Genomic DNA, 25,769 nt, shown 5'->3' with positions numbered 1-25,769 from the left:
TTGATTTTTCACTTGTTCCCCGCCGCTCTCTTTTTCTCAAATACCTTGGTGATCTCTGGTAATGATAAGGCGTTGAGGCACATTTCTTTATACAAACCACCTTTGCGTGCGGCTAAAACACCAAAACGCATATCCAGGAAACCATCCACACGATGGGCATCGGGGTTGATGGACAGCCAAACGCCTTTTTCCAAGGCATATTGGTGCCAGCGCCAGTCGAGGTCGAGCCTTAGCGGGTTGGCATTAATTTCGATCACCACATTGTTAGCCGCACAGGCATCGATTACTTTTTTATAGTTGATAGGATATCCACCACGGCTTAATAATAAGCGGCCGGTAGGGTGACCGAGTATTGTTGTATACGGATTTTCAATAGCTGTTATCAGTCTTGAAGTGGCTTTTTCCTCATCCATTTTAAGTATGGAATGCACGGATGCCACTATGAAATCAAACTTTTGAAGTATTTCGTCTGGATAATCAAGTGAACCATCATACAAAATATCCGATTCGATACCTTTAAATATATGGAAACCATTAAGCTTTTTATTCAAATGATCGATCTCTTCCTGTTGTTGCAAAACACGCTCAATACTCAGGCCTTTTGCATAAAACGCGCTTTTACTATGATCGCACATGCCCAGGTATTCCAGTTTTAGGTTATCGCGGCAATAAAGCGCCATTTCTTCTACTGTGTTTACACCGTCGCTCCAGGTACTGTGATTGTGCAGACTGCCTTTCAGATCATGTGTAATGATCAACGTAGGCAGCTCATTTTTCTCGGCCTTTTCAATAAAGGTAGTACCCTCCCGCAGCTCGGGCTGTATCCAGGCTAAGCCAGCTTTGGTGTAAATGAGTTCCTCGGTTTCAGGTTGTTCCAGGGGCACATTAATACGTTCTAATACGGCCTGAACATGGTCGTCTGTACCCGTGTTGATGAACAATTCTTTAAAATAATCGGCTTTATCAACGCAAACAATATCAACCAGTAAGCCATTTTGAAGTTCGCCTGCTATATGGTTTTCATTCAATGAAACGTTATTCAGGATCTTTGATTCTAACAAAGCATTATAGGCAACTTCCTGGTTTATGCTCCCTACAACTATCACGATTTCGGTGATAATCTCACTTAACCGGCGAAATTCCCCGGCAAAATGTTTCAGCGCATCGGGGAAAATGGCTTTTATTTCGTCCATTAGCTCATTGGCTTCCTGCTCTACCTGGGCAAACAAGAACTTGCCGTTGCTGGCCATCCTGAATTCGATAGCCTTGCGTATTTCTTCCTGGGTTTTAAGGCCAAAGCCTTTGGCTTCAATAAGGCGGTTCTCGTTGCAGGCGTAGAACAATTCACCCGTATTTTCAATGCCCAGGTCTTTCCAAATAATGGCTACTTTTTTGGGGCCGATACCTTTGATCCCCATCATTTCAACCACGCCAGCTGGTGTATTATCCAGTAATTCCCGCATTTCGGCAATGGTACCGGTTTCAAACAGTTCAACGATCTTAGATGCGATGCTTTTACCTATACCATCCACTTTTTCCAATTGCTCCAGCGTTTTACCGGCAATAGGGAAGGGTAGTTTATCAACTTTAAAAGCAGCATTGGCTACCGATTTTATTTTAAAAGGATTGCCCTCATGCAGTTCCATGAGTTGCGATAGTAAGCGAAGCGTACGGGCTATGGGTTTATTTTCCATAATAGAATTGAGATGGTAAAAATACAAAAAGCCATTGGAAATATTGGTTCACTGGTTCATTAGTTCATTTGTTTATTAGTGGTTTATTCCATAGCTACTCGCCGCAAAATACCGCTGAACTAATGAACCGCTGAACTAATGAACCAATACTTTTTAAACCTTAAATTTTAACACTTTTTTGCTCAAAAAGGGGCTAAAAACGGCTCAAAAATATTTTAAAACCCTCATTTTAACACTTTTTAACAAATTTTAACGTGGTTTTTACCGTGTTTTTAAAACTTTAAAAAGTATTAATTTGCTAACTGTCAAATAACTATATGCCAAAGAGCTGATTTTTGTTCTGTATTTCTCTTTAACTAAACAGCCCGGTTTTTCTTTTTGAGGAGAAAAACCGGGCTGTTGTATATACAAAGATACGAATTATTAGTGGAGATATCTACCCGTACCTGAAATAGAAACCTGGTTTGCGGTCAGTTATAATTATATGGGGTGTATATTTTCAAAACCTTTTTTGTCATATTTTTATCCGGCCAAATTTCTATCCGGTAAAAATCTTCTCCTTCATCACCCTCTACCGATGCAAGGTTTGAAGAATAAATCCTCGCCCTGTAAAAACCTGGATCAACTTCAACCTCCAATTGTACCGTCCAATCGGGGCAATTAATAATTTGAATAGTACCAGATTTGACCTCGATACCTGCTTCCACAATATGATCATAGCTATCCGGATCTGTAATATTTACGCTCGTGTTTAAAATTTCCAGTTCTGCTTTAACCGGGCCATAGCATTCAGTTCCAACGCCAAGTACGCCTGTTTCAATCGCTAACCTGTCATTAAAGGCATCGTTAGTCCAAAATGTATCAGAAGCGGTAGCCCCTTCTGAATCTTTATCATAAATATAAAACTGGGAATATGAGGTGTAAAAATCTAATGGGAATTTCATCTTTTTACTCTTTATGCTAAAAATAAAAAAAGCTGCCCATACAAGCAGCTTGAAATTAAAATATAAACTGGATAAGAAAAGTTTTGAAAACTATCAATGCCTTAATAGCCGGCGATAGTTCCGTTTTCGTCAATTATTAATGGTTTTGATGTTGTTATGCTGTTTGCCAACGGAAATTTCCAGCTTTCGTTTCCTGTATTGGCATCCAGTGCATAAAAGAAACGACCGCCGCCGCCACCCGGAAATACGTTTCCGTTGGCAACAGTAGGTATGGCCCCATTGGCGTAGATCTGTTTTTTCCAGATAGCACCTCCTGTGGCAGCATCAACAGCATATACGTTTCCATCATCGCTATTAATAAATAATTTGCCATTAGCATATGTTGGGCCCGATGTGAAGCCCTGATCATTAAGACCTTTCCAGATCTGGCTTCCATCACTTTCTTTGATGGCGTAAAGACTGCCTGGTTTCTTATCGTTATCAATATCATACCAGCTTGCTACGTAAACAACGCCGTTATTGATTATTGGTCTTGAGTGTTCCATCGATATTCCTCCGGTACTGAAACTCCATTTTAACTGGCCATTAGCGGTGTTTACCGCGTATAGATTTCCATTCCTGGCGCCAACAAATACAACACCATTGGATATGACCGGGCTCGATTCAACTATCAGGCTGCCGGTGTAATACATCCATTTAATGCTCCCTGTGGCACCATCAAATGCATAAAGATAGCCATCGGCGCTGCCTATATAAACGATACCATTTTCGGCAACCGGACTTGAGTCGACATTTTGGCTGGTGAGGTATTTCCATTTCAAATTTCCCGAAACGGCATCAACCGCGTATACATAATGATCGTCGCTGCCAAAATACACCGTACCATTGGCAACTACCGGGCTTGAAATGGTAGTGCTTCCGGTTGCAAATTTCCATTTTACAGCACCGGAAAGCGGGTTCAGCGCATATAGGTTATGGTCAACATTGGTAGTATATATGGTACCGTTTACCAATGTTGGCGTTGAATAAGAGAAATTGCCCGGCGAAGCGTATTTCCAAAGCACTGTGCCTTTTTTGGCATTCAGGGCGTAGAAGTTATTATCCTCGCCGCCAAAATAAACAACATTCTTTAACTTATCTAAACGTACCGAGAAGATGTAGGTTTTAGTGATACTGCCTTTTGTAACCGTAAAAGTAACCGGTTTAGAAAAATCTTGCCGCACACCGCTTTTAGGAGTAATGATAGCACCATCGGCTTTAATGTCAGGTATCAGTTTAGTAACATCGGTGGTGGCGGGTAAAGTTATTTTAACACTGTCGCCAACGGTATTAATAATAATATCATCGTTATCAAATAAAGTACTATCTGTTTTTCTGACAGAATAAGTAGCTGTGATTTTGTCTGTGGGCGTCTCCGGATTTTTTGGCGTGGATTCTTTTTTGCATGACATAGCAAAAGAGATGAGTAGTAAAACGGCAACGGTAAAAAGGGTCTTGTTTAAAGGTAGGTAAGGTTTTTTCATTTGTGATAGATAGTTGTTTTTAAAACTGTTTCTTCATCAATATATTGTGGTATTTATAAAATATACGACTAATAATAAATAGGAGGGTTTAACGCAGTTATGAATAAAAAAAGCTGCCCATACAAGCAGCTTTGATTAAAATATAAACTGGAAAACTTATTTTATTTCGATGCTATAAGGCATGCGTGCCTGTGGGGTGCGCATCATTTGGGTAACGCTTTTTATTTGTTCGTAAACTTTGTAATTATCACCCAGTTCCGATTGTAATATCCGGCAGCGTGCCTCGGCGGTTACATCGCCGCTGAGCTGGTTCAGGAAACTTTTTTGCTCGGGGTAGGCTACCAGGTTGTAGTTTTTAATGTTGGCTTTTTTGGCGGCTGATGCTATAGCATCATTGATATTGCCTAAACGATCAACCAGGCCATTTTTTAATGCTTGTTCGCCTGTCCATACCCGGCCCTGGCCTATGCTGTTAATATATTCCTGGGTTTTGTGTCGACCTTCGGCAACTGCTTTGGTAAAATCATCATAACCCCGGTTCACATTATTTTGTAATATCAGCCTTTCTTCGGGAGTTAGGGGGCGGCCAATATTACCCAGGTCGGCATATTTTCCGGTTTTTACACCATCAAAGGTAACACCCAGCTTATCGTTAAAAAGTTTTTGCATGTTGGGCAAAATGGCAAAAATACCTATAGAGCCTGTAATGGTATTGGGTTGTGCTATGATAGAATCGGCCGCGCAGGAAATATAGTAACCGCCGGAGGCCGCCACATCGCCCATCGAAACAATGATGGGTTTTACTTTTTTGGTGAGCATTACCTCGCGCCAGATAACATCCGAAGCCAGTGAACTACCCCCGGGAGAGTTTACACGAAGCACCACTGCTTTTACCTTATCATCAAGCCTTACTTTACGCAAGGCTTTTGATATCCTTTCGGATCCGATAGTGTTATCATCACCTTCGCCGCCCGAAATTTCGCCCGAGGCATAAACAACCGCTATACGGTTTTTAGAAGAAGCGGCATCATCTTTATTATCTTTATCAGAGCTGCTCTTGGTATAGTCGGCCAGTTCAACGCTGTTCAGGTCGTTTTTATTTGGGGTGCCGGTGCGTACTTTCAAATCATTCAGTATCTCGTCTTTGTATTTTAATCCGTCAATCAGCTTTAATTTAACAGCATCCTCTGGTAATTGTACCAGGCCGTTGTTGGCGTAATTAAACAAAGAATCCTTATTGATACCCCTGCTTTTGCTGATGCCGGTTAAAAAATGATCATATAACGACCCCAGATAAGAGGTAACCTGCAGCCGGTTGGCATCGCTCATCTTAGTTAGAAACAGAGGTTCCACAGCACTTTTGAAGGTGCCTACTTTAATAATCTGCACTTCGATGCCCAGTTTATCAAGCGCGCCTTTTAAAAAAGTAACTTCAGAATTAAAGCCCTTGAGCTCAAATATGCCTTTGGGGTTCATATAAACCTTATCGGCCACGGATGCCAGGTAGTAAAAGCCTTGCGTATATATTTCTGAGTAAGCGACAATGAATTTGCCCGACTTTTTAAAATCGATGAGCGCGTTGCGGATCTCTTCGGTAGTAGCCTGGCCCGATACCATATAGCTTTCGTCCAGATAGATGCCTTTGATATTGCTATCGGTTTTTGCCTTTTTTATGTTGGCCAGTATGTCATTAAGTCCGGTTGATTTATCCTTATCTAATCCTAAAATTCCTAAGCCAGCCAGTGGGTTATTGGGGGTACGCTCTGTTATCGGTGCGGTAAATGCCATATGTAACACCGAATTGGGTTCAACATCTACTGTTTTATCACTGCCAGCAGAAGCGATAAGACCACCTATGATAGCAGCTACTATGATAACGATGACGATACTGGAGACTATTACACCAACAATGGTGGCCAGAACGAATTTGAAGAATTGTTTCATTAATGTTATAAATCTTTTTATCTATGCAAACTTAGTAATTAGGTATCGATAATGGTAAGAGCCGTTTCTATAATATTTGTTACAACATGAATAACATTTTTTTGCTTTTAGGTAGTAATCTTGGCGACAGGAAATTGTTTCTGAAACAAGCGATTAACCATATTGAAGCTGAAATCACCCCGGTTGTAAAGTTATCGTCGGTATTTGAAACACAATCATGGGGCAAAACCGATGCGCCCGACTATCTGAACCAGGTAGTGCAGCTGCATACATCATTATCAGCAAGGGAATTATTAGAAAAAATACTGGCTATTGAAATTATGCTGGGGCGTGAGCGTAAAGAAAAGTGGGGGGCACGTACTATTGATATCGATATTTTATTTTATGGTGATGAGATTGTTGATGAACCCGATCTGAAAATTCCGCACCCCGAACTACATAAAAGGCGGTTTACACTGGAGCCATTGGCCGAAATTGCCGCGGCTTTTGTCCACCCGGTGCTGCATAAGGATATTTTACAGCTAAAAAATGAACTTGTAGACGACTTGATTGTAAAAAAATATAAATTAGGTGAGTATTAGGTGAGTGGTTGAATAAGTTTTATATTAGGATGGGAAACCTGTCAACATAATCAACCACTCAATCAACTACTCACAAAGCAACTTTTAACAAATATGGCCGATATTTCACCAAACCAGGATCTTGATCTTTCTTTTTTGTATGAAATTGCCGATGGCAGTACAGAGTTTATTGTGGAGTCGATAGGTATGTTTCTGCAGCAGACCCCGGAATTGCTTGGTGATATTGGAAGTGCCTTAGCCGGCAAAGACTGGAACGCGAGCGGGCAAGCCGCGCATAAGTTAAAGCCCAATCTGGGTTTTTTTGGCATGCCCATAAGCCAGGAAATTATACAGGAGATAGAAATAGCCTGCAAGGAAAGCGCACCCAACGGCGACGAGATTATGAAGAAATTTAACCGGGTAAAGACATTAATAAATGCCAACCTGATAACTCTTCAGCAAATAAAAACCGAAAAAGAAGGGGAACTATAAAGGGAGGCGAAAGGCAAAAGGTTATTTTGAATGCTTAATAGCAAGGTAAAAAGATAAAGGTGAAGGGTAAAAGGTTTGTTTTGAAAATATCGAATTCAAAATAAAAAGTTAGTTAGTCGGCCTAGTGCAGATCAAAAAACCTTTAGCCTTTTACCTTTCAGCTTTTACCTGATAATTATACTGCTTGTACAGTAAAAGTATAGCTTTCCATGATCAGGTTGGCTAGCAGATTTTTGCAGGCCTGATCTACTTTGGCGTGTGCTGTTTCGGCGCTGTCGGCTTCAATTTCGAGGGTAATGTGTTTACCGATGCGTACATTTTGTATTTCGGCTAAACCAAGATTTTTCATGCTTCCGGTTACTGCTTTTCCTTGAGGATCAAGAATTTCTTTTTTGGGCATTACGTCTATTTCAGCCTGGAACTTTGTCATTTGTGAATTTAAATTGAATTAAAGATAAAGTGATGTATATAAATATCACCACCGGAACTGCCACAAATTTAAAAAATAGAATCAGTATTGCCGAAAACAAGAGCAGTAAATAACGGAAAATGTTTTTATTAAAGTCGCGATTCTTGAATTTAAGCGACATCAGCGGTATTTCGGATACCAGCAATACACACATTACTACTACTAAAACAGTAAGCACGTAAGGGTTCAGTATATAAACATCCAAACCGTGATATTGCTGCATAATTAATGGCAACGACGCAATAAATATAGCATTGGCTGGTGTTGGCAGGCCAATAAAACTATCAGACTGGCGGGTATCATTGTTGAATTTAGCCAGGCGTAAAGCCGAAAATACCGTTATTAAAAATGCGACATAACACAAATAAGGGCTTATGTGGTCAATTTGCGGTGCTTTTAAATATAACTCATATAATATGGCCGATGGTAAAAAACCAAAGCTTACCATATCGGCAAGTGAATCCAGATCTTTTCCTATAAATGAATAGGAGTTAAGAACCCTCGAAGCCAGTCCGTCAAAAAAATCGAATATAGAAGAAAGAAAGATAGCGTAGGCAGCTATGATGAGGTTGCCCTGAAAAGCAAATACTATTCCTATACAGCCGCTAAACAGGTTGGCACAGGTAATGGCATTGGGGAGATGTTTCTTAACGCGCTTCTTCATTATCAGGCCATGAAGTTATCAGGATTTTATTAAGTATTTATGAAGTTACAGATAATAATTTTATTTGCGGAATCAAGTATCAAGTAGTTAGTATCAAGTATCAAGATTTTTTAAATCATTATCGCCTTTCGGGAAACTGTCTTGATACTTGATACTAACTACTTGATACCGTCCATATCTATAACTTCATAAATGCTAAAATATTACGAGTTCATGGAAATCAAAAACTCTTCGTTGGTTTTGGTGCCTTTTATCTGGGCCTGTAAAAACTCCATTGATTCCTGTGAATTCATATCGGCAAGGTGGTTACGTAGTATCCAGATGCGTTGCAGGGTTTCACGATCAAGCAGCAAGTCGTCGCGGCGTGTGCTTGACGCGGTAATATCGATAGCCGGGAATATACGTTTGTTTGAAAGCTTACGATCCAGTTGTAACTCCATGTTGCCTGTACCTTTAAACTCTTCAAAGATAACCTCATCCATTTTTGAACCGGTTTCGGTAAGTGCTGTAGCAATGATGGTTAATGAACCGCCATCCTCGATGTTACGGGCGGCACCAAAAAAGCGTTTAGGTTTGTGTAGCGCATTGGCATCAACACCACCAGATAATATTTTACCGGATGCAGGAGCAACGGTGTTATAAGCACGCGCTAAACGGGTGATAGAATCAAGCAGGATCACCACATCATGACCGCACTCTACCATGCGTTTTGCTTTTTCCAATACGATGTTGGCAATTTTTACGTGACGCTCGGCAGGTTCATCAAAAGTTGATGAAACCACTTCGGCGCGTACGCTGCGGGCCATATCGGTTACCTCCTCAGGGCGTTCATCTATCAGTAATATGATCAGGTAAACTTCTGGGTGATTTTTAGCTATAGCGTTTGCCACATCTTTTAACAACATGGTTTTACCGGTTTTTGGCTGGGCCACAATTAAACCGCGCTGACCTTTACCAATTGGCGAAAACAGGTCCATGATGCGGGTTGAATAGTTGCCGGCATCTGTAAACAGGCTCAGTTTTTCTGACGGGAAAAGCGGCGTAAGGTGATCAAATGGCACACGGTCACGTACTTCGGCCGGGATACGGCCATTAATCGCTTCTACACGTACCAGCGGGAAATATTTTTCGCCCTCTTTTGGCGGACGGATGCTACCACGAACAGTATCTCCGGTTTTAAGGCCAAATAATTTTATTTGTGATTGTGATACATAAATATCATCGGGAGAGGTAAGGTAGTTATAATCTGACGAGCGTAAGAAACCATAACCATCGGGCATAATTTCCAGTACGCCTTCATTAACGATTACATTATCAAAATCAAGGTTAATGGCAGGTTCCTGGCTTTTTTGCTGGGTTTGATTGCCATTACCATTGGCACGCCTGTCAAATTTTTGCGGGCGGCCTTCAGTAGCGGGCTCTTCGCTTCTGGTTGCACTTTCGCCTGGCTGAACCAGTGAAGCATCCTCGGCAACTGCTACTGCAGGTATTTCGTTCTCGGTTTCTTCAGCTGGTTCTTCATCCTGTACATCAAACAGGTTGGTGTCATCTAAAGGTACCTCAACGCGTGGTTGTGTTTTTGGTTTTAACACACGGGTTCTTTTGCGTGTTTTATCTCCTGTTTCGGCGGCCGGGGCGTTAGTAGGAGTATAGTTTGACTCAACAATGTTTTGTTGGGCTCGGGCAGCCTCAATAAGCTGTTGTTGTTCAATGATGCGGGATATTAGCTGTGGCTTTCTGAGCTCGTCGGCCTCGGCAATACCTAAATTTTTTGCAATTTCGCGCAACTCAGAAACGAGTTTGTCGTTCAATTCTATTTTATCAGACATGATATGAATTATAGTTCAATGGGATTTTTAATGTTGTAATTTGTTTTCTTGACGGTAATAAAGCCCCATGCGCATTTGGTGGTTAAACATGAAGAATTATTAAAAGAAATTATCTTGAAACTTTGTATAAGTAAACATCCAAATCCAGGTAAATATTGTTGTAATAAATAACGTGGGGTTTTAAATTGTTTCTTTAGTGCAAGAAAAATTCAAAGGAAAACGCTGCAATTGTAATCAATTAATTTATAATTTCAAATTAATTGAAATAAATATCTCATAATTGACCATATATAAGCTAAATTTTTAGTTTTTTTGACATTCAAAATAGTAAAGCATTAATGATTTCACGCGCCCGGTTAATAGAACAGATCAAACAAAAAAAATCATTTTTATGTGTTGGTTTGGATACTGATATTAATAAGATCCCCGAATTTTTAAAAGATTACCCCGATCCGATACTGGAATTTAATAAAAGGATCATTGATGCCACTAAAGATCTTTGCGTATCCTACAAACCCAATGCCGCGTTTTATGAGGCCTATGGTATAAAAGGGTTGCAGAGCCTCATTGATACCTGGAAATATTTACCCACGGATACTTTAAATATAATAGATGCCAAACGGGGCGATATCGGTAATACCTCAGATAAATATGCGCAGGCTTTTTTTGATGAAAAAGCATCGGGTATGAGCTTTGATGCCATCACCATTACACCTTATATGGGTAACGACAGCGTAACCCCGTACCTGGCTTATGAAGGTAAATGGATCATTTTGCTGGCGCTTACCTCATCTGTAGGCAGCAAGGATTTTCAATATCTGCAAACCGGCGATGGCTATCTGTACGAAACCGTGATACAAAAAGCTAACACCTGGGCCGGTGCCGACAGGATCATGTATGTAGTTGGTGCCACCAAAAGCACAGAATTTACCAATATCCGCAAATATGCGCCTGATAATTTTTTACTGGTGCCAGGAGTTGGCGCGCAGGGCGGTAGCCTGGAGGATGTTTGCCGTTATGGTATCACGAAGGATTGCGGTTTGTTGGTAAATGCGTCCCGCTCTATTATCTATGCCGGAAACGGAAAAGATTTTGCCGATGCCGCCCGTGCCGAAGCACAACGTATGCAGCAACAAATGCAGATAGAGCTGGAGAAAGCAGGAGTGATATAAGGTTGTCTGAACTCGAATTTATCGAATTTTTGAATTACTGGAATCTTTTACCTTATACGTATCATAATTCTGTTAATCCAAAAATTCGATAAATTCGGGTTCAGATAAATTATGCTTTGGTCAGAATCATGTAAATCATTAAATCCTGATAATTATGGTTCAGACAATTGTTCGGCATAATTACTAAATTACGTCCGCTATATGGCTATACCGTATGAAAACAACCTTCTTATCCCTTGTTGCCCTGTCTATTTCCTTTTGCGCGTTTGCCCAACAGGGAAAAAAGCCCCTGAAGCCCATTGATTTTTACCGCATACCCGCCGTGAGCGATCCGCAGCTTGCTCCCGATGGCAAGTGGGTAGCTTATACAGTATCAACCGTTGATACGGCTAAGGATAAACGTGTATCGCACCTTTGGATGCAAAGCTGGGATGGCAAAGAGTCTATAGAGCTGACGCATGGCGACGAAGCCGCTTCATCACCCAGGTGGAGTCCCGATGGTAAATACCTGGCTTTTCTTTCGTCGCGCGATTCCAAAAATGGGTCGCAGCTTTGGCTGATAGACCGCAGGGGAGGTGAAGGCTTTAAGCTCACTGATGTAAAAGGCAGCCTGGGCGAGTATGCCTGGTCGCCAGATAGTAAGAAAATAGTGATGGTGATAGGCGATCCCGAAAACAAAGGCAAGGAAGAACCTAAAACCCCCAAACCAATTGTGATCGACCGTTATCATTTTAAGCAGGATGTGGAAGGTTATTTACAACAATTGCATGATCATTTATACTTGATTGACGTAAATACTAAAAAATTAGATACCCTCACCAAAGGCGATAAGGATGAAAACTCGCCGGTATGGTCGCCGGATAGCCGGACAATAGCCTTCGTAAGTAACCGTACCGTTGATCCGGATAAAAACCAGAATAAGGATATTTTTACTATCGATGCTCACCCTAATTCTACCATGTTACAGCTAACAGATTGGAAAGGGCGCGATAGCAATCCACAATGGAGCCCCGATGGCCGGTATATCTCATACCTGCGCAGCACAAGCGATGCCGATTATATGATGTATGATCAAAATGTGATATGCATCATGGATGCCGTCGGCTCCAACAACCGGGTACTGACAGCACAGCTCGACCGACCTGTTTCTGCTCAAACCTGGGCCAGGGACAATAAAAATATCTCATTTTTAGTAACTGATGACAGGCAGCGTTACCTGGCCAGTATCAATATCAACAATGGCAAAATAGCAACCATAAGTAAAGGAATGTTCGGTATTACCGATATCAATACCAATTTATCCGGCAATTGGGTAGTAAGCAAAAGTGATCCCTATACGCCCGCTGAGATATTTGCTTTAGAAGGTGAAAAGCTTCGCCGTTTAACCTTTCATCATCAGAATTGGTTAAATACGGTAAAGCTGGCCCATGTATCCGGTTTTCAATCGCGCAGTGCCGATGGTACGGAGGTATCAGGTATATTGTTTACACCAGATAGCGTTGCCGGTAAAAAATGGCCATTGATATTATTTATACACGGCGGTCCGGTAGGGCAGGATGAATACACCTTTGATGCCACCCGGCAAATGCTTGCCGCGGCCGGATACGCGGTCGCCGCTGTGAATTATCGCGGCAGCAATGGCAGGGGTTTAGATTATTGTAAAGCCATATACGCCGACTGGGGCAATAAAGAAGTAAAAGATCTGTTGGGTGCTGTTGATCACCTGGAAAGAATGGGCATTGCCGATCCCGATCATTTAGGCATTGGCGGATGGAGCTATGGCGGTATCCTTACCGATTATACCATCGCTTCTGATACCCGTTTTAAAGCGGCTGCCAGTGGTGCAGGCAGCGCGTTGCAGCTATCGGTTTACGGAACCGACCAGTATGTATTGCAGTATGAAAATGAAATTGGCCAGCCCTGGAAAACCGCTGATAAATGGATCCAGATATCGTATCCGTTTTTTCATGCCGATAAAATAAAAACGCCGGTGATGTTTATGTCGGGTTTGAGGGATTTTAATGTGCCTACCGTTGGCAGCGAACAAATGTACCAGGCGCTGAGATCGCAGGGCATACCAACAGAATTGATATTGTACCCTAACCAGTTTCACGGTCTTACCAAGCCAAGCTACCTGGTAGATAGGCTGCAGCGCTATGTAGACTGGTATAATAAATATTTGAAATAGGTCCCCCTGCCCCCTGAAGGGAGAGTTTTGATTTGCAATACGATATTGAAGTATCCGAATAGTTGATATAATGAATACGAAGACTTTATTATTTATTTTAGTTGGGCTCTGCAGCAACGCTTTGGCCCAAACGGTTAAAAAGCCGTTTAAACCAACCGATTTTTATCATATCCCCACTTTGGATGAGCCGCAGCTTTCGCCCGATGGTAAATGGATAGCCTATAGTTTGGCCGAGGTTGATTCGGCTAAGGACAAAAGGGTATCACACATCTGGATGCAGAGTTATGATGGCAAACAATCTATTCAGCTTACTTTTGGCGATGACCCGGCTTCGACACCAAAATGGAGCCCCGATGGTAAATATGTATCCTTTATATCCGAAAAAGATTCCAAAAACGGCGGACAAGTTTGGCTAATGGATCGCAGGGGCGGCGAAGGGCATAAGCTAACCGATATGAAAGGGGAATTGCAGGATTATGTATGGTCGCCGGATAGTAAAAGATTGGCACTTACCATTAAAGATCCTGAAAATGGTGGTAAACCCGAACCCAAAACGATCGCTCCCATCAAAATAGACCGTTATCATTTTAAGCAGGATATTGAGGGCTATCTGCAGCACAGACATACGCACCTGTATGTTTATGATATCGACACTAAAAAGTTGGATACCCTAACCCGGCGCGATATGGATGATGATTCGCCGGTTTGGAGCCCGAATGGTAAAACCATAGCTTTTGTAAGTAACCATACCGATGATCCGGATAAAAACGAAAACTCAGACATTTTTACCATTGAAGCCAAAAGCGGAGCAGAAGCCCAGCAACTGACCACTTTTACCGGGCACGATATTAAACCACTATGGAGCCCCGATGGTAAGTATATCGCTTATCTGCGCTCAACCAGCGATGCCGATTATTTTATTTACCAGCATGATGTGCTTTGTATTATGGATGCTGATGGTAAAAATAATAAGATACTTACCGCGCAACTGGACAGGCCGGTGAGCAACCATGCCTGGAGTAAGGATAGTAAGAACATCATTTACCTGGTAAGTAATGATCGGATCCGGTACGTGGCCCAGTATAATCTGTTGCTCCGTAAATCTACTATAATTAATAAAGGTAACCAATGCAGTTTTGAAACTCTGATAGCGCATTCGCCGGGCAATTGGATAGCTAAGATGACCAATCCGTATATGCCGCATGAATTGGTGGCTATTGAAAACGGAAAGATCCGCCGGCTTACTTTTCATCAGGATAAATGGCTTAGCAAGGTGAAGCTGGCTTATGTAAAAGGTTTCCAATCGTTCAGCAGCGATGGTACGCTGGTATCGGGGATATTGTATACTCCGGATAGTTTAGTAACCCAAAAACTGCCTTTTATCTTATACATACACGGCGGCCCAACAGATCAGGATGAGTTTGAGTTTGATGCCACCAGGCAAGTATTAGCGAGTTCTGGTTATGCCGTTGCCGCAGTTAATTATAGGGGGAGTACAGGCCGTGGATTGGAGTACACCAAGGCCATTTATGCCGATTGGGGCAATAAGGAAGTGAAAGATCTGCTGGGTGCGGTTGATGAATTGGTGAAAACAGGCATTGCCGACCCGCAACGACTGGGGATAGGCGGCTGGAGTTATGGGGGCATATTAACAGATTATACCATAGCTACCGATCCCCGTTTTAAAGCCGCGGCAAGCGGGGCGGGCAGTGCCTTGCAACTATCCATTTATGGCAGCGACCAATGGGTGGTTCAGTATGATAACGAGTTGGGTGTTCCGTGGAAGAATGCCGATAAATATATTAAACTATCGTATCCGTTTTTTCATGCCGATAAGATCAAGACCCCAACTCTGTTTATGTCGGGTTTAAAGGATTTCAATGTGCCAACCTCTGGTGGCGAGCAGATGTATGAGGCACTCCGTTCGCAGGGCATACCAACGGAGCTGGTGCTTTACCCGGGACAATATCATGGCATCAGTATACCGAGTTACCAGGTAGACAGGGTGCAGCGTTATATTGATTGGTTCGGGAAGTATTTAACCCCCCAGCCCCGATTTTAGATGTGGGTCTGAGATGTGCGGATATGTAAATGTGCGGATGTGCAAATTGAAAAATTAAATCATCAATAAATTATCCTCATCTGCACCCCCGCACATTTACATATCTGCACATCTGAGGCCCATTGTTAATATGTTAAAAATATCCGTATTAAATAACTATTGGTTAAGTATAATTTTACTTCATGACTAAACACCGCCATCTGTTTTACCTGTTTGCCATGTTTTTTGTGCCGCTGGTACTAACATCCTGCCATTCGCGTAAGGCAGCAATGAAAGGGCAGCCCGGCGAAATTGTGAAACCGAAGACCGAAATGGCCGATAAGTATTCACAAATTATGGGCGTGGGTAGGAGTGATATTCAAAATGGCAGGTTATATACATTCATTGATCAGTGGATGGGGGTTCCCTATAAATTTGGTGGCCTGGATCAGAATGGTGTTGATTGTTCCGGGCTTGTTTTTTTACTGGAACAGCAGGTTTATGGTATTACCATCCCGAGGATGACCAGCAAGCAAATCACCGTGATCAAACGTAAATACGAAGAGGATCTGAAAGAAGGAGATCTGGTTTTCTTTGATTTTGATGGCAAACAGTTTAGCCATGTGGGCGTATACCTGCAAAATGGATACGTAGTGCATGCCAGTTCCAGGCGAGGAGTGATCATCGTTCGCCTGCGCGATCCTTCCATGTATAAATATTTTTCGCGTGCGGGTTCTATTATAGCAGATACGAGCGTTACCGACGCCAGTGCGGGTAAATAATCAGTCGGTTTAAGATTTTCTTTTGGTTATGCTTTTCTTCTTAACCGGTTGTGCCGCGGTTTTTCTGCGGGATCTGAGGAGCCGGAAGAGTATAGGTGCAGAATTGTTTTGATCCGGATAGTATTTCCTGTTCAACCCGGCTACCAGTATGCCATACACACCTACAAAGTACAATAATATTTGCGAATCTAATTTAAGCCAGATGATGAGTGCCATACATGCAAAACCCAAAGGCACGATAACAAAATTCAGACGTTGTACCTTCCATCTCAGTACAGCTTCCATATTATTGGTATTTAAGCATAATGAGGCTTTATTTATAATGAGATAATAGCCGATCATGGTTTGCGAGAGATTCACCAGGAATATAATGCCGATATAGGAAAATAGCCCCCAGCTGTACTTTATAATGTCAAAGCCTGCGGTTACAAAAGTTACCGCGAATGGAAACATGGAGACACAAAAGAGAAAGAGCAAGTTCAGGATGATGAGGTTAAGATTGTAATCTTTCAGAAAACTGAATAGCTGTAAATGCCTGTACCAGTAATTACCGATTAAAGCAAAACTAAATGCGTATCCTAAAAATTTGGGTACCAGTTCTTTAAAAGCCTCATTTATTTGTTGGGCATTGGAATGATGCAAACCTTCGGGCAATTTTATCTCCAAAACCATAATGGTAATGATGATAGCGAATACGGCATCGCTAAAAAGTATAACACGCTCTAACTGAAATTCTTTTTTTATTTCGTTTTCTTCATTTACCATATCTGTATCCCGTAGTTTTAATTTAATTGGTAATTTTGCCGCATTATGTCAGATCAAAAAGAGAATTACTCCTTCTGGACTAAATATAAGCGTTTTGCAGGTAACGAAATTTTGCTTTACCTGGTGATGATCATCGGCATTATACTCGGTATTGTGATATTTAGTTACCTTTAACCAGGGTTACATTATTATCGTCACTCTCTACAATAGCCTGGTAAAAATCTATCAGATCCTGATAAATATCCTTACTGTAAGTTCCGTCAATAAGCTGCACACGGCGTTTATAAACCAATTCGTTTTCCTTTACGGTTATAGTTGCCGAAAATTTGCCAAATGGCTTGTTAATGGAAACATCGGTTGGCCGCAGGTCTACGTGATAACCTGCCGGTAGGGCATAAACTATCTCGTCTTCGTCGGTATAACCCCGGTTAATGTACACCTCGTTACGCCGGTTCCGAACCTCACGCGGAACGGTGTGGGCTCTATTGGTGGCATTGGCCAGGAAGGTTATTTTACCATCATTTACAGAACCATACTCACCGGCGCTCAGTTTAATGGTTTCGGTAGTTACGGGTTGCAGGCTCTTATCTTGTTTAAAATCGGCCTTTTCAATATTCATATTGTTGATGGCATATTCTTTTTGCAGGTTTTTTACCCGCTCTTTGGGGGCCTCTTCAATTATACCTTCCCGGTTATCATATTGAGTGCCTTTAAAAACGGTTTGCATCTGGCCCGATAAATTGCCTTGCGCATCTAAAATGAAAGAGGCTTTACGCTCCTGCAGATTATTTTGAGCAGTGTATTTGGGGGTATGCAACAATTTGCCACCCTCTGGTGTACAGGCTAATACGTTACGATCGTCGGTAAAATCACTCAGGAAGCCAAAAGGTATTTTCTGGCTGGTACATTCTAAAAAAGTAGTATCATTTTTAAAAGGCAGGCATAAAATAACATGGTTGAACTGATCCATGCTGGCAAAATCATTTAAGGGGCTCTTTTTGGTACTGCCCGCTTTTACAATACAGTAATAGGAGTCGATGTTTACCGTTTTGAGCAGGGCCTGGGTATAATTTACCAGAGCTTTGCAATCGCCATAGTTTTGTTGATCTACATCGGCAGCCAAAAAGGGTTGATAGCCACCAATACCCACCTGTACGCTGATGTAATGGGTTTTATCCTGCATATACTCGTATATCTTTTTGGCTTTCAATTTAGGGTCTGTAATGCCATCGGTGAGCTGTTTCATGTATGCTGCTGTAGTAGCAGGTACCTGTAAACGGCTAACCAGTAGTTTATCATACATCCATTTTCCCATCTCTTTCCAATTGCTGAATGCGCCGGTAACTCCTTCATAGCTGAATTTTTGGGGAGCTATCCTAACGCTGCTTAGATATTTATCAGCATTAGGGCTATAAGGTTCATCCTTAACGGCTTTTAAGTTATTGATTTGCCAGGTATAGGTTTTATAGCCATCCTTGTTTGTACCTATGGCTACTTTGGTGGGTATATTGGTCTCTTTATACCGGATACCAAAATCGGGTTTGCAGCTAAAAGTGTATGAACTTTTTTCAACGGCTTGCCCGGTGGTGGAGTTAGGCTCCCAGCTCTCAAAGAAAAGCGATTGTTTTGATTTTACTTCATATTCATAAACAATGGTGTAGGGGTAATCGGTTACCGCGGGGTTGTAATGTTTAACCTTCAGATCCCAGAATAACGAAAACCCGTCATGAGCGTTTACATCTTCAAAATCACTTTCCGAAAACTTTTTAACCGGTTTGCCAAGCTGGTTGTAAACTATGCCTTTAATGCCTTTTATGATATTGGTTTTATCATGCCAAACCACTATGTCTGCTATATTATTGCCATTTTTATTTAAAATAGTAACCGCGGTTTTGATGTGATAAAGTGTATTATCATAATCCTTTACCTCAACGTTCACTTCGTTATTACGCACCACCGCGCTGGCATAGGGCAACAGATCTTTGGAAATCAGTGAAACATCATAGTTATCCTGTGCCCCGGCAGCCAGGCTTATGATCAGTAAAAAAAATAGTAATAAACCTGCTCTCATTATTTTTTCTTGAAAACCATGTCCGTTTTCTCGGTAAGGACAATCTTGTTATATAATTCTTTGAGATAAGGATATTCTTCGGGGAAATAAATAGCCTTGGTAAACCGTGTGATATTTGAAAAGGAAAACTCGTTATCGTGGCTATCAAAATTAGTGGCAAACATACCGCCGTTATTGGGTAAGGCAAAAGCCACTACCTGGGGTGGGGTTTCAATGGCATATTGCGCAGGCAGGTGCATATTTAATACCATCCTGTTGTCGCTCGCCATACCCCAGTCAACCGGGTAGTCACGTTCGGCAAGTTTAAAGGGATTGGTAGTTCTTTTTTCCCAAAAGAAAGGATTAAATACCAGGCGGGCCTTGTTCATATTTTCAAAAGCATCTATTTCAACTTCAAGTATTTCGCCCAGCGGTTGATTAAGGCTATCCAAATTGCTGATATTTGATTTTAATATCTTGATTTTGGGCAATTTCGCGTCAAGATCCTCTATATATTCATCAACCGAGTTGAATTTTTTGATCGCTTTACGATGTGTATATGCATTATAGCCATTATAATAATTGGTGATGGTGCCTTTGATCTTCCCGTTATCAAGCAAGGTAAGATCGAGTGTGTGGATCTCACTGGTTTTTTGTAACGAACTTAGTTCAACCCAGTATGATGGTTTGTCAAGACTTATCACCCGGCCTTTATCATTCAAGCATTTAAGTTGAAGCAACCCGAAAGACAACAGAGGATCAGTAGCATCCAGATAATAGGATTTTCCATCAATATTGGCTTTAGCTATTACATAGTTAAAATCACTTATTACAGGATAAAGCGTATTGATATTACCATGTTCGCGGGTTGATAACAGCACGGCTTCGGTATTAACACCAGCGGCATTTAAGGCAGTGATCAAGGTTAGGTTGATATCAGCTATACTGCCTGTGTGGGCATCCATGGCGCGTTTAATACCATCGGGACTATAAATTCCCCAATAGTCGTTCCATTTATACCATTTTTGCAGATAGGCATATATGGCTGTGGCCTTGTCCATTTCGGTGGTTTTACCGGCTATTACCGCTGCCATGCGCTCTTTCATCAGGTCTTTTCGCTTTAGCTGTGATCCAAACGCGTCTTCGATCTTAAGCTGGCGGTCTATATCTTTCCATTCCTTACTCACCAAAGTTTTAACACTGGTATAAGGGTTTGTCCACTCTACTAATTCAAAATATATGGCCGATAAAAAATTCTTTGGCGAGGTCATGTAATCCTCGGCCACAAAAGCCGGAATATCTTTCATGGCATAAGTCAGGTGAGAGCAATCGCTTTTTGACCCGTGCGAGGTAAAGCATTCGCGTTCCAGTTCGGAGGTGGTTTTTGTGAGTTTATACGGGCCTCTTAGTGAGGCATTGAACGTCCAGAAACCAGGGATATGCACTTCGTACTGGGAGTAGATCTTGGGTATCTCGTCCTGGAATTCCCATTTACGGAAGCTGTCCCAATAAGGCGATATCAATGTATACCTAAACTCAATAACACAGCCGTTACGCAGGCCAGGCAGGGCGAATTTAACGGTACTACCATATTTATAGTCTTTTGTCTTGAATACCTTTTTAGGGTCAAGCTCAATTTTTTGCATTAGTCCATTGTCATCCTTATAATAAGTAGTACCGGTTATATCCGTCACTTCTTCGGATACATCGTCACTATTGTGTATAGGGATCTCGATAGTGCCATTAGAGAAACCCTTATTGTCGAGTATTTTTATTTTGGCGTGGTATTTATAAATAAGCCTGATGTGGTCGTCACCGGCGATATCGATCCTCGAATTGCCAAATTCATTTAAGTACACGGCGTGTGCAGCGGTATCTTTATCATACCGTTGCATGTCTACTTCTTCCTGTACAAAACCTTCTTTAAAGTCTTGTGCCGAAGCAAGGTGTTGTAAACCAATGAATAAAAGGGTAATAAGTAAAAGTTTCTTCATGTGCTATTGTGATAAAATAGGAAGGTATTAAATTAAAAATAAAACGTTTATATTAAATAAATTAAAAAATTTATTCTGCTAATTCTTTTTAGGACATTTGCGACCTTTGTACTATCTACCATTGATACTTTTAAAATGAAATTAAATTTAAAACGCCCTCTTGCTTTTTTCGACCTGGAAACAACGGGTACCAATATTGGCGCCGACCGTATAGTTGAAATCTCTGTAATAAAACTAAACCCGGATGGGAGCGAGGAGGTAAAAACCTGGCGCGTTAACCCTGGAATGCCTATTCCCCTGGAGTCGTCGCTGGTACATGGTATCTATGATGAGCACATCAAGGATGAATTGTTATTTAAAGAGATAGGGCAGGCCGTAGCTGAATTTATTGGCGACAGCGATCTGGCGGGTTATAACTCCAATAAATTTGATATCCCCATGCTGATGGAGGAGTTTTTACGTGCTGGGGTACTGTTTAATCTTGATGAACGTCATTTTGTAGATGTGCAAAATATATTTCACCAGATGGAGCAGCGTACATTAAAGGCCGCCTATCAGTTTTACTGTAATAAAGTTATTGAGAATGCTCACTCTGCCGAAGCGGATACCCGCGCCACCATGGAGGTATTACTGGCACAAATAGAGCGTTATGAAAATGTTCAGTGGGAGGATAAAAAAGGAAATGTTACTGTACCGGTTGTGGGTAATGTAGAGGCGCTGCATAATTTTACCAATTTAAGCAAACCGGTTGATTTTGCTGGTCGTATGGTTTTTAATGACCAGGGCGAAGAGTTGATCAACTTTGGTAAACACAAAGGTAAACGCGTTGAGGACGTATTTAATGTAGAACCAAGCTATTATTCCTGGATGATGCAGGGCGATTTTCCGCTGTACACCAAACGCAAACTCGAGGAGATTTATACCCGTTGGAATGGTAAAAAAGCGGCGGAACGCCAGGCTAAAGCGGCAAATCAGCCAAAATCAGAGCAACAAACCCCTAAAGCGGATACCCCAAGAACCGATTACCCTAAAAAAGAATTTACCAAGCCCGATCATACCCGTACACAATATCCTCCTAAACCTTTTAAAAAGAAGGAGGAACCCGCTAAGCCCGTTGATGACGATATGCTGCAGCAATTAGCTTTGAAGTTTAAAAAGGGATAAGCTGTCTGAATCAGAATTCACAGAATTAGAGGATTTTCAGAATTAGAAATACAGAAGTCTCCTACAAATTTAATTTATAGGAGACTTTTTTTGTCACATTCAATATGTTTTATAATTCTGTGAATCCTGATTCAGACAAATTACTATTTACTCAAAAAATCAATATTTCGTTTGAGTCCGGTGAACTTGGTACGCTTTACAGCTGAGTTTTTAAATACTTTTTGAAAAACGTCCTGGGTTATTTCCTGCCAGTCATCGGCTTTAAGGTGCAATAGTTCGGGGTGAGGGGTAAAGGCTGGCTCATTGTTCAATATCGAGAACCTGTTCCAGGGGCATACATCCTGGCAAATATCACAACCAAACATCCAGTTATCCATTTTGCCTTTAAATTCGGCCGGTATCTCATTCTTTAGCTCAATAGTGAGGTATGAGATGCAGCGGCTGCCATCAACCACATATGGGCCAACAATGGCATCAGTAGGGCAGGCATCGATACAATTGGTACAGGTACCGCAATGATCCATCGTCGGGGCTATATCATATTCCAGTTCCAGGTCGATGATCAGCTCTGCCAGGAAAAAGAACGAGCCAACTTTCTTATTCAACAAGTTGGAATTTTTGCCTATCCAGCCCATGCCTGCCTTTTTGGCCCATGCCCGGTCTAAAACCGGGGCCGAATCAACAAATACACGCCCGCCAACTTCGCCTATCTTTTCGTTGATGATCTGTAAAAGCTGGCGTAATTTGTCTTTGATGATGGTATGGTAATCCAAACCATAAGCGTATTTGGATATTTTGGGAGCGTTGGGATCTTGTTGTTTATTATCGGTATAATAATTAACTCCTAATGATATCACCGATTTGGCTCCGTCGACCAGCAAACGCGGGTCGAGCCGCTTATCAAAATGGTTTTCCATGTATTGCATTTCGCCATGCATGTTCTTTTTTAACCAGGTTTCTAAGCGGGGAGCTTCCTCTTCAAGAAATTCAGCTTTGGAAATACCACAAAACAGAAAGCCAAGCTTTTGTGCTTCGCTTTTAATCAGTTGACTATATGTTGTCCTGTTTTGTGTCATTTGATGCAAAGATACTATAAAATAAAATTCATAAATCAGCAAGGATTTACCCATCTATTCAGCATCAGAGACAGATGCTTATCGCATTTTTAATAAAAAGTGTAGTTTTTTTAATTATTGGTGTGGTATTTGTAACTAATCGTTATAAAATATTACAAATAGATGCTTGAACACATGAATTATCTGCCTTCACATGTGTTAGGCATGCATGCAGTTGGCGACGTAACTATTAACGATTATCAGAAGGCCCTTTTACCACTGCTTCAGGAGCAGGTGAAAAAAACTGGGAAGATCAATTTTTTATTAGTTCTGGAAACCAATATTCAGAATTTTACGGCTGGGGCCTGGTGTGGCAATGTGCAGATAGGCCTTAAATTTTTTATGCGGTGGAACAGATTGGCCATAGTAACCGATCAAAAAGGAGTGAAAGAATTCAGCCACCTGTTTAAATACATTATTCCGGGCCAATATAAAGGCTACTCCTTAGAACAGCTGGATGAGGCGGTGAAATGGGTTACGGGGAAATAGCGTCAATATAAAAGTCTTTAGCCTTAAATCAATACCTTTTTTTTAAGGAGATCAGTTGAAAAACTGTCTATTAAAAATCACGATTTATATTACCCATCAGATTTTTAGCATTCCAATGCCCGCTATCAATGATCCTCCTGATGGTCATTAGAGGATCGCCGGGATAACGTTTCGTGGAGAGTTGAAAAGCAGCCTTAAACCCTCTTTTATGCAGTTCTGGCAGCCCTTTTTTATCCCATAATCCAAAAGGGTAGGCAAAATACTTAACCGGTTTGCCTGTTATTTCCTCTAGTTTTTTTGTAGGCTTATCCAACTGAATCTCCCAGTCTTTACCGCTAAGTTTGGTAAACGGATGATGATCCCAGGTGTGGCTTCCTATAATATTGCCTTCATCAGATAATTGTTTGATCTGGGCCTTGGTCATATAATGCGGCCGGCCGATAGATACCGTCATGATAAAATATACAGCCTTGAAACCGTATTTCTTCAGCTCAGGTGCAGCTATAGTGAACTGATCAAGGTCGGTATCGTCAAAAGTGAACATAATGGGTTTAGATGGCAGCGGCGCACCTGTGGTGAGATAATCATATAACTGATCGGGCAGGATACTGTGATATCCCTGGTCGGCCAGCATCTTGATATGCTCTTTAAATGCCGCTATTTGTACAATATCATCTTTTGCGCTTTTAGAATCTGTAGAGCGCCAATCCCTTATCTGGTGATAGCATAAAACGGGGATCTGCTTGCGTTTCATAATAGCAGCAGTATCAACAGGTGGTGTGCCTGTTGATACTGCTGGTTTTGCAGCCGACTGTAGAACTACCGCAGCTTTATGAGTTGAGTTTGACTGACATGCTATAATGCCCGAAGCAAGTAGCAGAAACAGGGGTTTTAATAACATGTTGATAAGGTTGGTTTAGGGCAGGGCGACTAAAAGCTATTTCTTACGCTATTGCTGAAAGTTTTAGTGGTCCAGTAGCCGCTGTCTAATATACGTCTAACGGTCATCAACGGATAATCCGGATCGCGTTTATCGGCCAATTGGAATGCTATTTTGAAGCCTTTTTTCTGGATCTCTGGTAAAACCGGTTTTTTCCAGATACCGAAAGGATAGGCGAAATAATCTATTTTTTTACCGGTAATTTCTTCCAGTTTTTTGGTAGGCTTGTCTATCTGGGTAACCCAATCGTCAACCGGACGGGTAGTTACTTTACCATTTTTACCGATGATCTTCAGGGTTGAGTTATGAGAGTATTTATCAACCCGGTGATGATCCCAGGTATGTGAACCGATCACATTACCTTCATCAGAAAGCTTTTTAACCATATCGGCAGTCATATAATGCGGGCGACCGATAGATACCGTCATCACAAAATAAACTGCCTTAAACCCGTATTTTTTTAGTGTTGGGTTGGCGATAGTGAACTGGTCCAGATCGGTATCATCAAACGTCAACATAATAGGTTTTTTAGGCAAGGGGGCACCGGTTGTCAGGTAGGCGTACAACTGATCGGGCAGGATAGTATGGTACCCACTGTCGGCCAGCATTTTGATGTGTTCTTTAAAAGCAGCTATTTGTACAATATAATCCTTGGCATTTTTTGAATCAGTCGCTTTCCAGTCGCGTATCTGGTGATAGCAAACAACAGGCACCTGTTTGCGGGCCATAATTGCGGCGTTATCAATTTTACCGCCGATTGGAGCGGTAGGATTACTTACGTTTTTATCAGCAGCCGCAGCTGTTTTATCGGTAGGTTTAGACTGGCATGACATTGCGCCTAATGCACAAACGGTTAACCACACAAAAGCTTTTTTTAACATATGACAGTAATGATTTTAGATTATAACTAACGGCGAAATTAATATTATAAATGTGCAGGTTTGCAATTT

General features: G+C 41.5%; 22 protein-coding genes. 9 read left to right on the top strand and 13 right to left on the bottom strand.

Annotated elements, in window-relative coordinates; translation table 11 throughout:
* Positions 1-8 precede the first annotated feature (8 nt).
* The 4 genes from ACTJKG_RS09170 to sppA form a co-directional block, all read right to left on the bottom strand.
* Positions 9-1,694 carry a DNA polymerase/3'-5' exonuclease PolX gene (locus tag ACTJKG_RS09170; RefSeq protein ID WP_172335136.1) on the bottom strand — a complete coding sequence of 562 codons (1,686 nt, stop codon included), beginning with the start codon at positions 1,692-1,694 and terminating at the stop codon, positions 9-11.
* A 470-nt stretch (positions 1,695-2,164) separates the two neighbouring features.
* Positions 2,165-2,638: a hypothetical protein gene (locus tag ACTJKG_RS09165; protein WP_172335135.1), complete on the bottom strand. Its 474-nt coding sequence runs from the start codon at positions 2,636-2,638 to the stop codon at positions 2,165-2,167.
* A gap of 101 nt (positions 2,639-2,739) precedes the next feature.
* Positions 2,740-4,161, bottom strand: a complete 1,422-nt coding sequence (locus ACTJKG_RS09160) for an outer membrane protein assembly factor BamB family protein (RefSeq protein WP_172335134.1) — start codon at positions 4,159-4,161, stop codon at positions 2,740-2,742.
* A gap of 156 nt (positions 4,162-4,317) precedes the next feature.
* Positions 4,318-6,105, bottom strand: a complete 1,788-nt coding sequence (gene sppA / locus ACTJKG_RS09155; protein WP_172335133.1) for a signal peptide peptidase SppA — start codon at positions 6,103-6,105, stop codon at positions 4,318-4,320.
* Positions 6,106-6,191: 86 nt separating this feature from the next.
* Here sppA and folK point away from each other — a divergent pair, with 86 nt between their 5' ends.
* Positions 6,192-6,686, top strand: coding sequence for a 2-amino-4-hydroxy-6-hydroxymethyldihydropteridine diphosphokinase (gene folK, locus ACTJKG_RS09150; protein ID WP_172335132.1), 495 nt, complete (start codon positions 6,192-6,194; stop codon positions 6,684-6,686).
* A gap of 93 nt (positions 6,687-6,779) precedes the next feature.
* Positions 6,780-7,157, top strand: coding sequence for an Hpt domain-containing protein (locus ACTJKG_RS09145; RefSeq protein WP_172335131.1), 378 nt, complete (start codon positions 6,780-6,782; stop codon positions 7,155-7,157).
* Positions 7,158-7,332: 175 nt separating this feature from the next.
* Here ACTJKG_RS09145 and purS read toward each other — a convergent pair whose 3' ends face one another.
* From purS to rho, 3 genes are all read right to left on the bottom strand, one after another.
* The gene (gene purS / locus ACTJKG_RS09140) at positions 7,333-7,587 is read right to left on the bottom strand and encodes a phosphoribosylformylglycinamidine synthase subunit PurS (protein ID WP_166093972.1); all 255 of its coding nucleotides are present in this window, start codon (positions 7,585-7,587) and stop codon (positions 7,333-7,335) included.
* Positions 7,568-8,290 carry a CDP-diacylglycerol--serine O-phosphatidyltransferase gene (gene pssA / locus ACTJKG_RS09135; protein ID WP_172335130.1) on the bottom strand — a complete coding sequence of 241 codons (723 nt, stop codon included), beginning with the start codon at positions 8,288-8,290 and terminating at the stop codon, positions 7,568-7,570. Before pssA ends, purS begins: the two co-directional genes overlap by 20 nt.
* Before the next feature lie 203 nt (positions 8,291-8,493).
* Complete coding sequence (rho, locus tag ACTJKG_RS09130) at positions 8,494-10,119, bottom strand: transcription termination factor Rho (protein WP_440739008.1); 1,626 nt, start codon at positions 10,117-10,119, stop codon at positions 8,494-8,496.
* A 341-nt stretch (positions 10,120-10,460) separates the two neighbouring features.
* On the opposite strand from rho, the gene pyrF reads away from it, so the two are divergent.
* From pyrF to ACTJKG_RS09110, 4 genes are all read left to right on the top strand, one after another.
* Positions 10,461-11,291 carry an orotidine-5'-phosphate decarboxylase gene (pyrF, locus tag ACTJKG_RS09125; protein WP_172335335.1) on the top strand — a complete coding sequence of 277 codons (831 nt, stop codon included), beginning with the start codon at positions 10,461-10,463 and terminating at the stop codon, positions 11,289-11,291.
* A gap of 214 nt (positions 11,292-11,505) precedes the next feature.
* A complete protein-coding gene (locus tag ACTJKG_RS09120) occupies positions 11,506-13,479 on the top strand; it encodes a prolyl oligopeptidase family serine peptidase (protein ID WP_440739007.1) in 1,974 nt (657 codons plus the stop codon).
* Between the two features lie 70 nt (positions 13,480-13,549).
* Complete coding sequence (locus ACTJKG_RS09115; protein WP_440739006.1) at positions 13,550-15,541, top strand: prolyl oligopeptidase family serine peptidase; 1,992 nt, start codon at positions 13,550-13,552, stop codon at positions 15,539-15,541.
* Positions 15,542-15,723: 182 nt separating this feature from the next.
* Positions 15,724-16,302: a C40 family peptidase gene (locus tag ACTJKG_RS09110; protein WP_440739005.1), complete on the top strand. Its 579-nt coding sequence runs from the start codon at positions 15,724-15,726 to the stop codon at positions 16,300-16,302.
* A gap of 9 nt (positions 16,303-16,311) precedes the next feature.
* Here ACTJKG_RS09110 and ACTJKG_RS09105 read toward each other — a convergent pair whose 3' ends face one another.
* On the bottom strand, positions 16,312-17,067 hold the full coding sequence (locus tag ACTJKG_RS09105; RefSeq protein WP_172335125.1) for a TMEM175 family protein: 756 nt from the start codon (positions 17,065-17,067) through the stop codon (positions 16,312-16,314).
* A gap of 45 nt (positions 17,068-17,112) precedes the next feature.
* Between ACTJKG_RS09105 and ACTJKG_RS09100 the strand changes: the two genes are divergently transcribed.
* The gene (locus tag ACTJKG_RS09100) at positions 17,113-17,241 is read left to right on the top strand and encodes a hypothetical protein (protein WP_256367780.1); all 129 of its coding nucleotides are present in this window, start codon (positions 17,113-17,115) and stop codon (positions 17,239-17,241) included.
* Here ACTJKG_RS09100 and ACTJKG_RS09095 read toward each other — a convergent pair.
* Together ACTJKG_RS09095 and ACTJKG_RS09090 are read right to left on the bottom strand one after the other, a co-directional pair.
* Positions 17,228-19,138 (bottom strand): DUF3857 domain-containing protein, encoded by a 1,911-nt coding sequence (locus tag ACTJKG_RS09095; RefSeq protein WP_440739004.1) that lies wholly within the window; start codon positions 19,136-19,138, stop codon positions 17,228-17,230. The two genes, ACTJKG_RS09100 and ACTJKG_RS09095, sit on opposite strands and share 14 nt — an antisense overlap.
* The gene (locus ACTJKG_RS09090) at positions 19,138-21,111 is read right to left on the bottom strand and encodes a DUF3857 domain-containing protein (protein WP_440739003.1); all 1,974 of its coding nucleotides are present in this window, start codon (positions 21,109-21,111) and stop codon (positions 19,138-19,140) included. The genes ACTJKG_RS09095 and ACTJKG_RS09090 overlap by 1 nt, the downstream gene beginning before the upstream one ends.
* Before the next feature lie 135 nt (positions 21,112-21,246).
* Here ACTJKG_RS09090 and ACTJKG_RS09085 point away from each other — a divergent pair, with 135 nt between their 5' ends.
* Entirely contained in the window at positions 21,247-22,275 is a 1,029-nt protein-coding gene (locus tag ACTJKG_RS09085; protein ID WP_440739002.1) for an exonuclease domain-containing protein, read from the top strand.
* A 143-nt stretch (positions 22,276-22,418) separates the two neighbouring features.
* On the opposite strand, the gene queG is transcribed toward ACTJKG_RS09085, so the two are convergent.
* Positions 22,419-23,351 carry a tRNA epoxyqueuosine(34) reductase QueG gene (queG, locus tag ACTJKG_RS09080; protein WP_172335121.1) on the bottom strand — a complete coding sequence of 311 codons (933 nt, stop codon included), beginning with the start codon at positions 23,349-23,351 and terminating at the stop codon, positions 22,419-22,421.
* Positions 23,352-23,513: 162 nt separating this feature from the next.
* Between queG and ACTJKG_RS09075 the strand changes: the two genes are divergently transcribed.
* Entirely contained in the window at positions 23,514-23,879 is a 366-nt protein-coding gene (locus tag ACTJKG_RS09075) for an STAS/SEC14 domain-containing protein (RefSeq protein ID WP_440739001.1), read from the top strand.
* Positions 23,880-23,949: 70 nt separating this feature from the next.
* On the opposite strand, the gene ACTJKG_RS09070 is transcribed toward ACTJKG_RS09075, so the two are convergent.
* Positions 23,950-24,780, bottom strand: a complete 831-nt coding sequence (locus ACTJKG_RS09070) for a polysaccharide deacetylase family protein (protein ID WP_440739000.1) — start codon at positions 24,778-24,780, stop codon at positions 23,950-23,952.
* 29 nt (positions 24,781-24,809) lie between these two features.
* Entirely contained in the window at positions 24,810-25,700 is an 891-nt protein-coding gene (locus ACTJKG_RS09065) for a polysaccharide deacetylase family protein (RefSeq protein WP_172335118.1), read from the bottom strand.
* Positions 25,701-25,769: the final 69 nt, after the last annotated feature.

The sequence above is a fragment of the Mucilaginibacter sp. 22184 genome, from assembly GCF_052045695.1.
GTDB lineage: Bacteria > Bacteroidota > Bacteroidia > Sphingobacteriales > Sphingobacteriaceae > Mucilaginibacter.
Note: the sequence above shows the minus strand (reverse complement) of the source record. Positions and strands in the feature narration are given on the sequence as shown.

Bases quoted from the DNA above. Each gene is read 5' to 3' on its own strand.
- ACTJKG_RS09170 (WP_172335136.1), bottom strand. From the start codon at position 1,694: ATGGAAAATAAACCCATAGCCCGTACGCTTCGCTTACTATCGCAACTC.
- ACTJKG_RS09165 (WP_172335135.1), bottom strand. From the start codon at position 2,638: ATGAAATTCCCATTAGATTTTTACACCTCATATTCCCAGTTTTATATT.
- ACTJKG_RS09160 (WP_172335134.1), bottom strand. From the start codon at position 4,161: ATGAAAAAACCTTACCTACCTTTAAACAAGACCCTTTTTACCGTTGCC.
- sppA (WP_172335133.1), bottom strand. From the start codon at position 6,105: ATGAAACAATTCTTCAAATTCGTTCTGGCCACCATTGTTGGTGTAATA.
- folK (WP_172335132.1), top strand. From the start codon at position 6,192: ATGAATAACATTTTTTTGCTTTTAGGTAGTAATCTTGGCGACAGGAAA.
- ACTJKG_RS09145 (WP_172335131.1), top strand. From the start codon at position 6,780: ATGGCCGATATTTCACCAAACCAGGATCTTGATCTTTCTTTTTTGTAT.
- purS (WP_166093972.1), bottom strand. From the start codon at position 7,587: ATGACAAAGTTCCAGGCTGAAATAGACGTAATGCCCAAAAAAGAAATT.
- pssA (WP_172335130.1), bottom strand. From the start codon at position 8,290: ATGAAGAAGCGCGTTAAGAAACATCTCCCCAATGCCATTACCTGTGCC.
- rho (WP_440739008.1), bottom strand. From the start codon at position 10,119: ATGTCTGATAAAATAGAATTGAACGACAAACTCGTTTCTGAGTTGCGC.
- ACTJKG_RS09120 (WP_440739007.1), top strand. From the start codon at position 11,506: ATGAAAACAACCTTCTTATCCCTTGTTGCCCTGTCTATTTCCTTTTGC.
- ACTJKG_RS09115 (WP_440739006.1), top strand. From the start codon at position 13,550: ATGAATACGAAGACTTTATTATTTATTTTAGTTGGGCTCTGCAGCAAC.
- ACTJKG_RS09110 (WP_440739005.1), top strand. From the start codon at position 15,724: ATGACTAAACACCGCCATCTGTTTTACCTGTTTGCCATGTTTTTTGTG.
- ACTJKG_RS09105 (WP_172335125.1), bottom strand. From the start codon at position 17,067: ATGGTAAATGAAGAAAACGAAATAAAAAAAGAATTTCAGTTAGAGCGT.
- ACTJKG_RS09100 (WP_256367780.1), top strand. From the start codon at position 17,113: ATGTCAGATCAAAAAGAGAATTACTCCTTCTGGACTAAATATAAGCGT.
- ACTJKG_RS09095 (WP_440739004.1), bottom strand. From the start codon at position 19,138: ATGAGAGCAGGTTTATTACTATTTTTTTTACTGATCATAAGCCTGGCT.
- ACTJKG_RS09090 (WP_440739003.1), bottom strand. From the start codon at position 21,111: ATGAAGAAACTTTTACTTATTACCCTTTTATTCATTGGTTTACAACAC.
- ACTJKG_RS09085 (WP_440739002.1), top strand. From the start codon at position 21,247: ATGAAATTAAATTTAAAACGCCCTCTTGCTTTTTTCGACCTGGAAACA.
- queG (WP_172335121.1), bottom strand. From the start codon at position 23,351: ATGACACAAAACAGGACAACATATAGTCAACTGATTAAAAGCGAAGCA.
- ACTJKG_RS09075 (WP_440739001.1), top strand. From the start codon at position 23,514: ATGCTTGAACACATGAATTATCTGCCTTCACATGTGTTAGGCATGCAT.
- ACTJKG_RS09070 (WP_440739000.1), bottom strand. From the start codon at position 24,780: ATGTTATTAAAACCCCTGTTTCTGCTACTTGCTTCGGGCATTATAGCA.
- ACTJKG_RS09065 (WP_172335118.1), bottom strand. From the start codon at position 25,700: ATGTTAAAAAAAGCTTTTGTGTGGTTAACCGTTTGTGCATTAGGCGCA.